The sequence below is a fragment of the Photobacterium ganghwense genome, assembly GCF_003025595.1.
In the GTDB taxonomy this organism is placed as follows: domain Bacteria; phylum Pseudomonadota; class Gammaproteobacteria; order Enterobacterales; family Vibrionaceae; genus Photobacterium; species Photobacterium ganghwense.
Genome location: NZ_PYMI01000004.1, coordinates 347369 through 360339 on the forward strand (window position 1 = coordinate 347369; position 12971 = coordinate 360339).

Annotated in this window: 13 protein-coding genes; 6 read left to right on the forward strand and 7 right to left on the reverse strand. The window is 48.9% G+C overall.

Going from position 1 to position 12971, the window contains the following annotated elements; all coding sequences use genetic code 11:
* The first annotated feature begins 274 nt into the window (after window positions 1-274).
* From ylqF to C9I92_RS16000, 4 genes are all read left to right on the forward strand, one after another.
* Window positions 275-1225 carry a ribosome biogenesis GTPase YlqF gene (gene ylqF, locus C9I92_RS15985; RefSeq protein ID WP_047886002.1) on the forward strand — a complete coding sequence of 317 codons (951 nt, stop codon included), beginning with the start codon at window positions 275-277 and terminating at the stop codon, window positions 1223-1225.
* A 265-nt stretch (window positions 1226-1490) separates the two neighbouring features.
* A complete protein-coding gene (locus C9I92_RS15990; protein WP_047886003.1) occupies window positions 1491-1904 on the forward strand; it encodes a hypothetical protein in 414 nt (137 codons plus the stop codon).
* Between the two features lie 100 nt (window positions 1905-2004).
* Window positions 2005-4080, forward strand: coding sequence for a protein-disulfide reductase DsbD family protein (locus C9I92_RS15995; protein ID WP_053061896.1), 2076 nt, complete (start codon window positions 2005-2007; stop codon window positions 4078-4080).
* Entirely contained in the window at window positions 4080-4604 is a 525-nt protein-coding gene (locus tag C9I92_RS16000; RefSeq protein ID WP_047886004.1) for a protein disulfide oxidoreductase, read from the forward strand. Before C9I92_RS15995 ends, C9I92_RS16000 begins: the two co-directional genes overlap by 1 nt.
* Before the next feature lie 208 nt (window positions 4605-4812).
* Here C9I92_RS16000 and C9I92_RS16005 read toward each other — a convergent pair whose 3' ends face one another.
* From C9I92_RS16005 to C9I92_RS16015, 3 genes are all read right to left on the reverse strand, one after another.
* Window positions 4813-5331, reverse strand: coding sequence for an aminoacyl-tRNA deacylase (locus C9I92_RS16005; RefSeq protein WP_047886005.1), 519 nt, complete (start codon window positions 5329-5331; stop codon window positions 4813-4815).
* A gap of 133 nt (window positions 5332-5464) precedes the next feature.
* A complete protein-coding gene (locus tag C9I92_RS16010; protein WP_047886006.1) occupies window positions 5465-5995 on the reverse strand; it encodes an NlpC/P60 family protein in 531 nt (176 codons plus the stop codon).
* Between the two features lie 363 nt (window positions 5996-6358).
* Window positions 6359-8140: an amidohydrolase gene (locus tag C9I92_RS16015; RefSeq protein ID WP_047886007.1), complete on the reverse strand. Its 1782-nt coding sequence runs from the start codon at window positions 8138-8140 to the stop codon at window positions 6359-6361.
* Between the two features lie 231 nt (window positions 8141-8371).
* On the opposite strand from C9I92_RS16015, the gene C9I92_RS16020 reads away from it, so the two are divergent.
* Window positions 8372-9130: a 1-acylglycerol-3-phosphate O-acyltransferase gene (locus C9I92_RS16020; RefSeq protein ID WP_047886008.1), complete on the forward strand. Its 759-nt coding sequence runs from the start codon at window positions 8372-8374 to the stop codon at window positions 9128-9130.
* 273 nt (window positions 9131-9403) lie between these two features.
* On the opposite strand, the gene C9I92_RS16025 is transcribed toward C9I92_RS16020, so the two are convergent.
* The 4 genes from C9I92_RS16025 to C9I92_RS16040 all read right to left on the reverse strand — a co-directional run bounded on the left by C9I92_RS16025 (window position 9404) and on the right by C9I92_RS16040 (window position 12059).
* Window positions 9404-10273 (reverse strand): alpha/beta hydrolase, encoded by an 870-nt coding sequence (locus C9I92_RS16025; RefSeq protein ID WP_047886009.1) that lies wholly within the window; start codon window positions 10271-10273, stop codon window positions 9404-9406.
* Window positions 10274-10404: 131 nt separating this feature from the next.
* Entirely contained in the window at window positions 10405-11007 is a 603-nt protein-coding gene (locus tag C9I92_RS16030; protein ID WP_047886363.1) for a TetR/AcrR family transcriptional regulator, read from the reverse strand.
* A 257-nt stretch (window positions 11008-11264) separates the two neighbouring features.
* Window positions 11265-11513 (reverse strand): hypothetical protein, encoded by a 249-nt coding sequence (locus C9I92_RS16035; protein ID WP_047886010.1) that lies wholly within the window; start codon window positions 11511-11513, stop codon window positions 11265-11267.
* Window positions 11514-11705: 192 nt separating this feature from the next.
* Window positions 11706-12059, reverse strand: a complete 354-nt coding sequence (locus C9I92_RS16040; RefSeq protein ID WP_047886011.1) for a DUF2750 domain-containing protein — start codon at window positions 12057-12059, stop codon at window positions 11706-11708.
* Window positions 12060-12261: 202 nt separating this feature from the next.
* Between C9I92_RS16040 and C9I92_RS16045 the strand changes: the two genes are divergently transcribed.
* A complete protein-coding gene (locus C9I92_RS16045; RefSeq protein ID WP_047886012.1) occupies window positions 12262-12858 on the forward strand; it encodes a class I SAM-dependent methyltransferase in 597 nt (198 codons plus the stop codon).
* The last annotated feature ends 113 nt before the right edge of the window (window positions 12859-12971 follow it).

Consider the following 12971-nt stretch of genomic DNA (forward strand, 5'->3'; position numbering starts at 1 on the left):
CTTGAGCAATTTCATTGTTAACCAACAGAACGGGCTGACCAGCGGCGTATCAGGCATGGGTCCACTGCGGGTAAAGTGGACATGAAGTGGTCACGTTACCTTCAATCTCGCAAAAGCGTTTATGTATTTCGCACGGTACGTTAAACTTGGCACAAGTTATTCATAATCCGTTGGTCAGCTGCGATGCCATAACTGGCCGTGGCTTACTGACATAGCCTGTCTCTGCCGCTTTGGCTTAAGGCAGTGTAATGACAGCACAATAAGAGTTTTCCCAATGAGCAACACTATTCAGTGGTTTCCGGGCCACATGCACAAAGCACGTAAAGAGATTGAAGAAGTTCTGCCAAAAGTCGATGTGATCATCGAAGTACTGGACGCCCGCATTCCATTCAGCAGTGAAAACCCGTTAATAAAAACTTTCCGCGAAAAATCGAATAAGCCAGTGGTGAAAGTACTGAACAAACGTGACCTGGCTGATCCGGAGATGACCCAGTTATGGATTGCGCATCTAGAAAAAGAGCAAGGCGTAAAAGCCATTGCCATCACGACGGAAAACGTGAATGAAGTGCACCAGATTATGGAGCTTTGCCGTAAACTGGCGCCAAACCGTGAAGATATGGGCAAAAACATTCGCACTATGATCATGGGTATTCCGAATGTGGGCAAATCAACCATCATCAATACGCTGGCAGGTCGAAGTGTCGCCGTCACCGGTAACCAACCTGCGGTGACACGTCAACAACAGCGTATTAACCTGCAAAACGGTATTGTGCTGTCTGATACACCGGGAATCCTGTGGCCAAAAGTGGAAAACCCGCACAGTGGTTTTCGTCTGGCTGCTACCGGTGCCGTTAAAGACACTGCGATGGATTATGTGGATGTGGCGTTTTTTACCATTGAGTATCTGGCACAAGCCTACCCTGAGCTGATTAAAGCACGTTACGATCTGGATGACGACCTGCCGGAATCAGATATCGAAATGATGGAAGCCATTGGTCGTAAGCGTGGTTGCCTGAAGGCTGGTGGCCGTGTTGATCTGCACAAAGCCTCTGAGATCCTGATCAATGAGCTTCGCAACGGTACGCTGGGACGCATCACAATGGAGCGTCCGGAGATGATCACTCAGGAATTGATCGACGTAGCCGTTGAAGCTGAGCGTAAAGCAGAAGAAAAAGCCAAACAGAAAGAAGAGCGCCGTAAACGTTACCTGCGTAATAAACGATAAGTTTCTGACATTTGTTAATTGATTCGGCTGCCTGAAACCTGACACGAAGTTGCTCTGTCTTTCAGCTAACAATGATATGTCAGCACTATGCTTGCCGTTTTACCTGCCCCCGGTTTTCATCGGGGGTTGTTATATCAGGCCCAATCAAAGAAAATGCCTGTGACACGGAAACTTATCCTGAGTAATCCGGTCTGATTGTTCTGCCCTATCGGGTAATGATGAGCGTAATCCGCTGATTTCTATTGGCCATTAACAGGACCCATGCATGCGTAGCCACACCAGCCGTTACCAACATGCCAGAGTAGCATTGTGTCTGGTCATGATCGTGCTCTTCATCTGCTCCGGGCAGAGAATGGGGCTGGTAACGTCGTGCCCGGCAAAGCAAGCGGCTGGCCACCCGTCTGAAAATCTGGTGAGTGAGCTTTCAGCAAAGGCTGCCATTTCCGTCCAGACCGCCATTCAGGCAACATCGGATCATGAGCCCCATGAACCTTGCTCGCTAGCCGATCACCTGTTGCAGCTTCATCAGCACCAACTGGATTTTGCCATTCTGCAATCCTTTGTAATTTTTCTGGCTTTTGCAATCCTGGCAGGGCCCAGCCTGATCACGCCGGTATTGACGGAGCCGATTCCGCCAACACGAAGGCGCCACCTGACATTATGTGTATTCCGGGAATGACACCGGCTTGAGTTACTCCGGCACCCGCCGGCACTTTTGTTGTGTTTATCCTTGGAGATTGATTGTGAAAAAAGCACCTTATTCCCTGTTTACTACGCTGATGAGCCTGCTGGTGCTTATCGGTTTTTTGTTCACCTTTCCAGCCCGGGCTGTTGACTATTCAACCGGCTGGCTGACAAACCCTGATCATCCCCCAGTCGAACTACGGTTTATGCTGACGGGCCAGACTGATGCTGATGCCAAAACGGTAGAAGCGCTACTGGAAGTCAAACTTGCTGAAGACTGGAAAACGTACTGGAGAACGCCAGGCGAAGGCGGTGTTGCTCCGTCGCTCAAGTGGGATCTGGCTGACAATCTGACAGCAACAGACTGGCACTGGCCTCTGCCTCAACGCTATGAGTTTCTGGGGGTAGAAACTCTGGGGTACAAACACCATATTCTGTTCCCGATGACGCTTCATGTCGAAGACATGGACAAAGCGGTCTTTCTGGCTGGCACGCTAACAATGTCCTCCTGCACCAATATTTGTGTACTGACCGATTATGATGTATCGCTGAGTTTTACCCCTTCCCAGCTGGTCGCGTCCGAAGAAGCTATGCACCTGTATAACCAGGGCATGAGCCATGTTCCACGGAATCAGGAAGCCGTTTCAATTAACAACGTCTCATGGGACCCGGATAAACAAACGCTGTCTCTGGTCGCGACAAATACACTAGGTTGGCAGCAACCTGATGTTTTTGTTGATGGTCAGTCACAAAATGTCCAGGATGCATCATTCCTTCAACCTACCGTACAAGTTGATGGTCAAACCCTGATCGCAACAATGAAGGTAAATAGCTGGTTCGGGGTACCGAAACTGCTTGGTGAAACAGTCAATATCACGCTGACAGACAAGGATTTTGCCAGCGAAGAAACCGCTATTGTGAGCGACCAGCCATTGGCCATTACCATCGCAGGCAGCAAAAACCTGCCGGAGATCATTGCTATCGCTCTGCTTGGGGGCCTGATCCTCAACGTGATGCCTTGTGTATTACCCGTACTGGGAATGAAACTGAGCAGTGTAATCACCGCTCAGGGCCTGGCTCGCCGCCAGATCCGTGCCCAGTTTATGGCTTCGGCACTAGGAATTCTGGTCTCTTTCTGGCTACTGGCAGGATTCCTGATTGCCCTGAAACTGTCCGGACAGGCTTTAGGATGGGGGGTACAGTTCCAGAGTCCGTATTTTATCGGCGCCATGGTAGTTATCACCGGACTGTTTGCCGCAAACATGCTGGGCTTGTTTGAGATTCGTTTGTCCAGCGACACCAACACCTGGATGGCGACCAAAGGGGATGACTCTTATCTGGGACATTTTGTTCAGGGGATGTTTGCAACCCTGCTTGCGACACCTTGCAGTGCACCGTTTCTGGGCGCGGCTGTTGCCTTTGCGCTGGGCGCGGATTTTCTTACCCTGATCGCCATCTTTACTGCGCTGGCGGTAGGTATGGCAGCGCCTTGGCTACTGATTGCGGCCTTCCCCCACCTAGCCGGCTTGTTTCCGAAACCTGGCATGTGGATGAACAAGGTCAAAACCCTGTTTGGCCTGATGATGCTTGCCACCAGTCTTTGGCTTATCAGCCTGATGACCAGCTTCTTCAGCCCAGCCATGGTGGCTGCATTCGCGGCCGCCCTATTGCTTACCCTGCTATGGCAACTTGGACGGGTAAAAGGCCGTAAACCGGTAATTTATACACTGGCTTTTCTGGTGCTCGCCTCGGGCGGCGGATTAATCGCCGGAAGTATGACCGCTGATCGCTGGTCAACACCACTTGCGACCGATCATCACTGGCAGCCACTCAATACCGATGCCATCAGCAAGGCAGTCAGCAATGGACAGACTGTCTTTGTCGATGTCACGGCGGAATGGTGTATCACCTGTAAAGTCAACAAAGTCAGCGTCATATTGCGAGAGCCTGCTTACAGTGCGCTGGATGCCGAGAATATCGTTCTGATGCGTGGCGACTGGACCAAACCATCTGAATACGTCACCGGGTATCTGCGTTCACATGGCCGTTATGGTGTGCCGTTTAATATTGTCTATGGCCCAGCAGCACCACAGGGCATTGCCCTGCCTGTTATTCTGACCAGCGACGAGGTGTTACAGGCGATCCAGAAAGCCAGTGGAGAGCGTTCGTAATGCCGAAGCAACCGGAAAAAACGGCCAAGCCCAAGGTTCGCCGCTGGCTGAAAGAGATACTGTGGATGACGGCAATAGTGATTGCCGTCAGCGTGGCGATGGATGTCTGGAGAAGCCGCACGATACCCTCCGATCCTGTACCGGCTGTCCCGCTACAGTCGACACTCGGAGAAAGTATTGATCTGGTAGACCTCAGTTCAGAAAAGCCTGTACTGGTCTACTTCTGGGGCAGTTGGTGTCAGGTCTGTCGCTTTGTGAGCCCATCCATTAACTGGCTAAACAACAGCCATGCTGTGGTTTCGGTCGCGGTAAGTTCCGGTGATGACCGACGGATAAACGGCTACATGAATCATCATGGCTACCGTTTTCCTGTTATCAATGACAACCGCGGCCAGTTGATGCAGGCATGGGGGATCACTGCGTTACCGACCGTAGCCATCATCAAAAACGGCAAGGTACAAACAGTCACAACCGGTTTCAGTTCACCGCCGGGATTGTGGCTGAGAATGGCGGTGAATCAATAAAAGCAGTAGCCGTTCCCACTGCATAGGGCTTTGATCCCTATGTAAACCAGTGAGATAAAACCAGTAAGCCCATCAATCGTGATGGGCTTACTGATTTATGAGCTTACTAATCGATTAACTTCAGCAGATGAGCTGACGTCCGGCTCATTGTTGACTGGTTTAATCCGTACCGATTACTTCGTATATCTCGATATCCCCACTTTACTCGCTATTCCCATTCCCAGTGACGGCCTTCATGCCCTTGTGCAAACATCATGCGATAGCCGCTGATGTTCTGATGGGGAATGTCGTGCATGATTTTACCGAACTGTTTTTTATCCAGATGAATCAGGTTTTCATGGTCACCGGACTCAATATACAGCTCGTTTTGGTCAAGCAGCATATCATCCACCAGCATATTCACACCGTATGCCTGTCCGATACTCGGCACCGCACCCGGTTCACAATCCTGGAAGAGTTTGGAGAGTTCATGTTCACCGATGAGGAAGAACTGTCGTCCCATCATCCGATTGATTTTATCAATCATCACACGTCGGTTAGACGGTACAACCGCCATTAACAAATCACCATTCTGATCTTTGAGCATAACGGCTTTTGCGACTTGCGCTGTAGGCACATGCGCCGAGATGGCAGAGCTGAATGATGTATCGGTATGTCTGTGTCGGGTCAGACTGAAGTCGATATTGTGACTATTCAGGAATTGCCCGACTCGAGTTGCCATAGCCATGGGTCACCTCCCGTGTCGAACGCCACCAGACAGAAGGTATATCCGGTGGCTAGCTATAGCCTCATTATGGGAGGGGATGGGTCATTTCGCGACTTAAAACACAGTAAAAATACCGTAAACTTTATGTCACACATTATTGGGTGCGGTATGGGCCGTTCGTCGTAATTCGTCTGGCCTGCCAGTAGACGCTGCGCCAGTAAGGGTTATTCAGGTTAGAAATGGTAACACCCTGGGAGGTAGAGGCGTGTAGAAAGCGAGATTCGCCCAGGTAGATACCAACATGACGCAAACGGCGACCTGTCTTAAAGAACACCAGATCCCCTTTCTTTAAGTCAGAAATATCAACCCATTTTCCCCGGCGCACCTGCTCTTCCGTTGTTCGCGGCAGATTCACTTTCATGACATTGGCAAAACCAACCTGAACAAAGGCAGAGCAGTCGATTCCTCGGCGGGTGGAGCCACCGAGACGATAAGGCGTTCCCCGCCACTCGCGGTATACAGCGTCAAACGACGGATTGTTATTGAGCGGTACGTTCATCGGGACGAAATCATACCCGTTTTGTGATTGGCTGACTTCTGTTTCGGCTTCTGCGGTTGTCTCAGGTGTTGATGAGCAGCCTGACGCGATTAGAGCCACCAATATAGGGAATACAGCATATTTCACGAACCAATGTCCTCAACTGGCTATCAGTCAGTAATGACTATTTTATTGCATTTTTTTGTTGGTCAAAGTGAATAATAGCAATTCAGGCGGCCGGCAACCATGATTTAGGGGAAGATTTGACATTCAGTGCGCAGAATACGACCAAAAAAAAGAGGCCGACGTCAGTCAGCCTTAAAATTCCACACAACAGAAGAGAAAGATAGCATCATCAATGCATGTGTCTGAGAAGACAAATTATCCCTCCCGCTCTTTATCGCTGTTATAACTTTTCATATCCAGTTGTTTATTAACGCTTATCTAACAACTGCGATTGGCTTCACGAGAAAAACGTCCAATTATCTCTCAAATCGGTCAAAATACGTCTCAACTGTTATTTTTCAATGCAGCGACTTTATTAGGCTCATCGGTTTTATCTCTCTTCACCGATTTATGTAACCCTGCTGTTTGATTTGAAGCACCAGCGTTACCGCGTTCAAATGTCACCTGCCCCTGTAAAACCGTCATCATGACTTTTGCCTGAGCAATTTTTTCCGCCGGAATCGCCGTCAAATCCTGATTGATGATCACCAGATCAGCCGATTTTCCGACCACGAGGCTACCAGTGATCGATTCAATCCCAAGCGCCTTAGCGGGTTCAATAGTATAGCTGTCGATAGCCTGATAAATATCGTCAATCCCAATCTCTGGCTTCTGCAATGATTCACTGATCCTGGCTAATGGAACAACTTTGTTGGTGTATAACCCGGCACTGCCCAGTGCCACGCTCACTTTGTGTTTGAGTAACTCGGAGATCGAAACTGCTTCTTTTTTATCCAAAATGTGTGATGGTGGTTGCTGGCGAGAAAACTCCGGATTCAGCAGATAAAAATTGGCGGTCACATCCAGATCATGCAGCAATTTATATAGCGGCTCATGGATGAACCGCATATTGCTTAACGTAAAGCGACTGTCATCATTTTCACGACGAACGTTCTGAATGGAGTAAAGAGCAGCCTTGATGGCTTCATCCCCCTGTGCGTGAATATATGCTCCATATCCGATTTCATTCAACCTCATCAGCCAGGTATTCAATTCCGTCGGCGAAAAGAAAAATAACCCGTAAGGCTCACTGTCTATGGACGGTTCACTGTATGGCACCGATAACCGAGCAGTGCCCAGATGGTATTGTCCGTCAACATGTAGCTTGACCTGGTTGATCAGCAACCGATCACTCAAATCGTTCCGATACAGTTCCTTCAGTCCTTCCAGTTGCGCATTGACACCTTTATAGGGTGACAGTTTTGGCCGCACCGACACCCTAACATTCAGCCGGTTATCACGAGCCAGTTGTTGCCAGAAATCGATGCCGCCATAAAACCAAAGGCTTCCTGCATCGCCTAAGCTGGTCACTCCGTGCCGCTCAAAACAGGAAGCGGTTTTTGCGACCTGACTGTATAACTGAGTCAGCGTGGCACGGTGAGACTCCAGCGCTTTTTCCATCACAACTTCAGCGACAGATCCCAGAATCACGCCTGTGGGTTGCTGATCGCCACCACGAAGAATTTTACCACCAATAGGATCCAGCCCGTGGCGTGTCACCAGCATTTCATCCAGTCCTTTACTGTTGACCCATACCAGTGACGCATGAGGCTCAATCACCACAGTTGGGACGTTCGGAAAATGTGTATCCAGCCATTCGCGTGGGGATTGCTGTTTCAATGGTTTATCAAACAGCCCAGCGCTGAAACCTACCAGCCACTGGTTGGATTTCAGTCGGCGCGCGACTTTCTTACACGCCTGAGTACCGGCATCACCAGCTTCCGGATTGATTTCACAGGCAATATGAGTGAAGGCAACGGTATCAAGGTAGTGGGTATGTAACTCGATAAAACCGGGATAGACACCCGATTTTTCCGCATCCACGATACGGGTCTGTTTGGTCACCATTGGCTCAGCGCCAATCATGGGACCAAGGTAACTGATTTTTCCGTCGCTGATGCCAACCACTGTACCGGGTGCCTGTTTGTACACCTTGCCGCCGGTGATCAACATATCCAACGTTTCTCTGGCTTGTGTTGCACCACTGACACCCCAGAAACAACTGGCGGCCAGTGCCAACACGGTTATCCAGCGCGAACCTTTTGATTCCATTCGTAACTCGTCCATGACTTTCCTCACTCTAGGGTAATGAAAAACCCCGTTTTTTACACAGCTTGCCAAAAGTCCGGATTCTCAAATTGAGACATTCATACATATTTTCTGCAAGGCTTCACGCAAAGCGGTCAATAACTGACACTTCAGCTATGAAAACAATAAATCAAAACGTTAGCAACTGGTCTTATGAGTTAAATGATCCCATAATGAACAAAGTTTTGTATTTTCCGTCAAGGAGTCAGTGTGCTTTCTATTGTCCGCATTTTCCTCGCCGCCTGCTTTATTATCGTTACAACGCTGTGTGCCTTGCCTTATTGCTGCCTGTTTACACCCCGCAATCCTCGTCATGTGTACACCTTCAGTCGTTGGTTTGCCCAGTTGCATAACATCATCGGCCTGAGGCTGATTCACCGCGGCAAAGAACAAGTCGCCGATGTACCGCGAGCGGTCTATATTTCCAACCACCAGAATATTTTCGACTTCGTCACATCGCCGGGTATGATCATGCCGCGCACGGTATCCATAGGTAAGAAAAGCCTGCTCTGGATCCCCTTTTTTGGTCAGCTGTACTGGATCACCGGCAATATACTTATCGATCGGGAAAACAAATCGAAAGCCCGGAGTACCATCCAGCAAGTGGTCGAAGCCATCCACCAGCGTAATCTCTCTGTCTGGATGTATCCGGAAGGCACGCGCAGTAAAGGTCGCGGTCTGCTGCCTTTTAAAACCGGAGCATTTCGCATGGCCATTGAAGCCGGCGTACCCATTGTGCCGGTCTGTGTCAGCTCCACACACAACAAAATTGCGCTCTCTAACCGCGACAACGGCACAGTGATTGCCGAAATGATGGCGCCGATTGATGTTTCCGGGTACACCCTGCAGGATGCCCGTCAGTTGGCCGATATGTGCCATGCAATGATGGAAGCTAAAATTGCTGAGCTAGATAAAGAAGTCGAGAAGATTGAGCAGGCACGTAACCGAGAAGAAGTTCGGGTCAGCTAACAGGGCTGCCTAACTTATCCTTGATGAGCGTGAGATAGGATCCACGCCCTAGTGTGGTGTCGGGCGCAGCAACACAAAGTCTATCAATAACACGAGGCATGCCCTGTTCGAGCATGCCTCGTGTTTTTTACAAATGGCGCTTGGCTGATTCATCTTAACTGGCGCTTTGCACCTGGTGTTTATTACCTGACGTTTAGTGAAGCCTTGCTAATCAAGATCCTGTATCCAGATATCACTTTGTTACACAGCGGGGTCGGTAGAAAAGTCAAGGACTTATGCGGCTCGGGAAGCCTCCGTGAGTGCCACCAGATGATCAAAACCACGTTTAAGCTGGTCGCTTTGCAAAATACGGCCATGTCCTAGGCCATCGGTCGGAAACAAAGTAACATGCTCCAACTCGCCGATCTTTTCGGAATGGCTGAATGACGCGAACCGGTCTTTACGATCATGAACAATCACCACATCAGCCAGACGTTGTTCCAGACGAGCCGCTGGGTTAATACGATCCAGTGGGTACTGGTAAGCCTGTGCAATGTCGTCGACCACCGCATTAAACAATTTCATTGAATACCCGGAGCGCTCCACAGTGCTAAACAGGTTCTCGGTATAGTTGAGTACAGGAGCGACCAGCAACACTGGTTTATCTTCCAATAACGGATGACGGCTTTCCAGCACCATTGCTCCTCCCATACTGTGAGCGATCACCCCAACAATGGCTTCCTGCTGGGCCAGAATATCATTCAGAGCAGCCACAAAACCTGGCAGGTGGCCATACTGCCCTTCACTCTCACCATGTGCCGGATTATCAAACGCCAGAGCAGTAAAACCGGATGCGGCAATGTGTTCCATCAGACTGAAGAACTGGCTGGATGACCCTGACCACCCATGGCCCAGTACCCAGGTCGGTCCCGTACCCAGGCTATATGTCATCATGTTACCTTCTGAGGTTTTTACTTTACGGCGGATAAGCCCTGCTGGCTCATCCACTTTACGTTTACTGCGATCCGGGGTCAGTAACACTTTTTTGGCCACTTTACATGCATGACCGGGAGCCAGCGTGTGGTGAAGCCGTGTCGTCAGGTTGATCAACTGACGGCGAAAACTGAAAGCCTGACGCTGACTGAAATAGATTTTGCTGCTCATCGCATTGTCTCCTCACAACCGAAATAAAACGAACGGTCGTGCTTTTTAAATCCATGAAATTACCCGTTGATGATTAATAGTTGATGCTTAATAAACGGGCATTGAAAAACATTACATCGCGATCTATCAGATCACTCGTTGCGATCGGCACGCCATTGTACGAACAGATCATCAATTCCCTGCCAGAAGCGTAAATGTTCCGCGGTTTCCAGCCCCATAGAACGGAATAAATGGCTGCTCAGATAAACGCCATACAAGCGATAGACACACTGCCAGCTATCCAACGTCGAGACAAACTCTCCCTCTGCTTTAGCCCGTTCAATCTGACGGTGAAGATAATCGAGCCAGCGGCGGGTCACTTGAGTCAGCGCCGCCTGTACGGCGTTGTCGTCATCCCCCCGCTCCTTCCAGGCATCAAGGAACATGCAACTGCCCTGAAACGACTGATTCCATTCCAGCCACAGGCGGAGCAGAAAGCGTAGCTTCTTCTCAATGCCCATAGGTACGGCTTGTCGGGCTGGTTGAATAACGCGCTCGGCAAAAAGCTGCCCAGCATATTCCAATACCGCGATTTGCAAATTCTCTTTGGAATTAAAATGTGCGAACAACCCGCTTTTTGACATTCCTGATGCTTTGGCCAGTTGTCCGATAGTCAGACTATCCAGACCATCTGTACTCGCCAACTCAAAGGCTGTCTGTAAGATATGTTCGCGTGTTGCTTGCTTCTTGTTCATTATCATTCGCGGCAGAAATAACTTAGCATCTTTTAGCACGATCGTACTTTTTAACTCAAGAAAAATCTTCACTGTGTCGATAATCATTCTCTGGATGCTCTTCCCGTCGCTGTCCGCTTTTCCGTGGCATTGCGATTACAAAAAGAGACATTTCCAATGTCGTTACATTTCTCCGGCACAGTGAAGATGCTCTCTACCCTTTCGCTTCTTTGTCTGGAATCTCTTCCACCGTTTTCTTTAGCTACGAACGTTTTGGATTAGCGTTCGGCAAACCGGAACAGGCTGTCAATACGAACAGGACATTCACCAACCTGATTTACCTGATCTTCAGCCTGTTTCAGCGAATCAAAACTGCATGGAATACCGTAAGTATCAGTCAGCGGGACATCATTCCCTTCATAATCAATGAAATGGATGCTCCACCCCGCACTCAGAAAATCATGCACCAGACGTGCTTCAACAAATGAATGCTGAGACATAAGCTGACGACATTCTGAAAGAACCATAGTCACCTCCAAATGACAAACTAGTCATTACTAGTGTAGTCAGATCAATTATAGCAATGGTCTGTTCCTCACTAGTTGAAGTCAGCCTTCATAGCGATAAAAAATTCACTCTCCGCCGCAAACAAAAGAGGCTACCTTTCGGTAGCCTCTTGCAGAATGCATGCATTCGGAAATACGTATGCCTCAGATACCTTACAGGTACATCTTCGCTACGTCTGATGGCTCATGCTCACTACCTTCCAGCTGAGCAGTCCAATTCAGGCCAACCAGTACACCATCTTCAGCCAGAGTGATCATCCAGTCTTCAACAAATACATCCAGTGGGATCATTACCGCAGTAAATTCTGTCCACTCATCTACACAATGCACCGCAGCGTCCGCTTCGTTTGACCAGAACGGCATCACTTCAGATTCCTCGAACTCGCTTGAGTCAACAGACAGCCAGTCACCTTCTTCATTACAAAGGCCCCACACCTGCTGAGTCTCTTTCGTTTCAGTCACAAACAGTTCATCGTTTGCTTTCAGATCTGCGGTTAGCTTAGTCATTCTCTTCTCTCTTGATAATCTATAGGCATCAACAGCCTGATGCGGTGTAAGTTTATCAGACTTTCCTGTTCAACATGTACAACACTCTTTGTTGTTTATAGTAATCGCGCAGGAAATCAGCGTTGCAGACTGCCAATTCGCTATACTTGATTTGGCAACATCATTTCACAGCAATTTCAGGCCGTGCTGGAGTAGTAAGTCTATGGCAACCATTGATTGGCTAACAAACCTGAACAATCAAACGCTGTTAACACCTCGGTCGCATCTGGTTGAAGCACTCGAGTTCATAGGCGGGAATGGCGATGGCCAGGTAGCAGTGGATTGTGGTTGTGGATCCGGGCGCGATACAGTCTACCTGCTTGAAAAAGGATACCGGGTTTTTGCCTTTGACAATGATATCCCTCGGTTGGAAACATTATCTGAGCACCCACTCACCGGCGCCAATCCGAATCTGGATATTCAAATCAGCAGTTTTGCCGAATACCGCTTTCCTAAAGCCCATCTGATCAATGCCAGCGCCTGCCTGTTTTTCAGTACACAGGCCGACTTTGACATTCTGTGGCGCAACATCTGTAAAAGCCTTCATAAAGACGGGATTTTCTGCGGTCATTTCCTGGGTAGTGATACATTGGAAGAAAACGAGAAACTGCCTATCCTGACCCACAGTACCAAAGAGCTGGAACGGATATTGTCTGATTTCTATATCATTTCGTGGAAGAAAAAACAGGAATACTCAGCCAACCTGACCGGTAAACGACGTTTGTGGCTTGTTCATACTATCATTGCCATGAAAAAGTGATTTCACCTGACCAGAAAACTTGCCAGCTCTGGCGTTTTCGTTCTGGGCGTACAGCTTTGTCTCTGACTTTTTTCATGTCAGAATAACGCCACTTTCCTCCCCCTGTTCTGTTT

What these genes read in the sequence shown, in the direction of transcription:
- ylqF (WP_047886002.1), top strand. Translation starts at nt 275, where the DNA reads ATGAGCAACACTATTCAGTGGTTTCCGGGCCACATGCACAAAGCACGT.
- C9I92_RS15990 (WP_047886003.1), top strand. Translation starts at nt 1,491, where the DNA reads ATGCGTAGCCACACCAGCCGTTACCAACATGCCAGAGTAGCATTGTGT.
- C9I92_RS15995 (WP_053061896.1), top strand. Translation starts at nt 2,005, where the DNA reads ATGAGCCTGCTGGTGCTTATCGGTTTTTTGTTCACCTTTCCAGCCCGG.
- C9I92_RS16000 (WP_047886004.1), top strand. Translation starts at nt 4,080, where the DNA reads ATGCCGAAGCAACCGGAAAAAACGGCCAAGCCCAAGGTTCGCCGCTGG.
- C9I92_RS16005 (WP_047886005.1), bottom strand. Translation starts at nt 5,331, where the DNA reads ATGGCTATGGCAACTCGAGTCGGGCAATTCCTGAATAGTCACAATATC.
- C9I92_RS16015 (WP_047886007.1), bottom strand. Translation starts at nt 8,140, where the DNA reads ATGGACGAGTTACGAATGGAATCAAAAGGTTCGCGCTGGATAACCGTG.
- C9I92_RS16025 (WP_047886009.1), bottom strand. Translation starts at nt 10,273, where the DNA reads ATGAGCAGCAAAATCTATTTCAGTCAGCGTCAGGCTTTCAGTTTTCGC.
- C9I92_RS16030 (WP_047886363.1), bottom strand. Translation starts at nt 11,007, where the DNA reads ATGAACAAGAAGCAAGCAACACGCGAACATATCTTACAGACAGCCTTT.
- C9I92_RS16035 (WP_047886010.1), bottom strand. Translation starts at nt 11,513, where the DNA reads ATGGTTCTTTCAGAATGTCGTCAGCTTATGTCTCAGCATTCATTTGTT.
- C9I92_RS16040 (WP_047886011.1), bottom strand. Translation starts at nt 12,059, where the DNA reads ATGACTAAGCTAACCGCAGATCTGAAAGCAAACGATGAACTGTTTGTG.
- C9I92_RS16045 (WP_047886012.1), top strand. Translation starts at nt 12,262, where the DNA reads ATGGCAACCATTGATTGGCTAACAAACCTGAACAATCAAACGCTGTTA.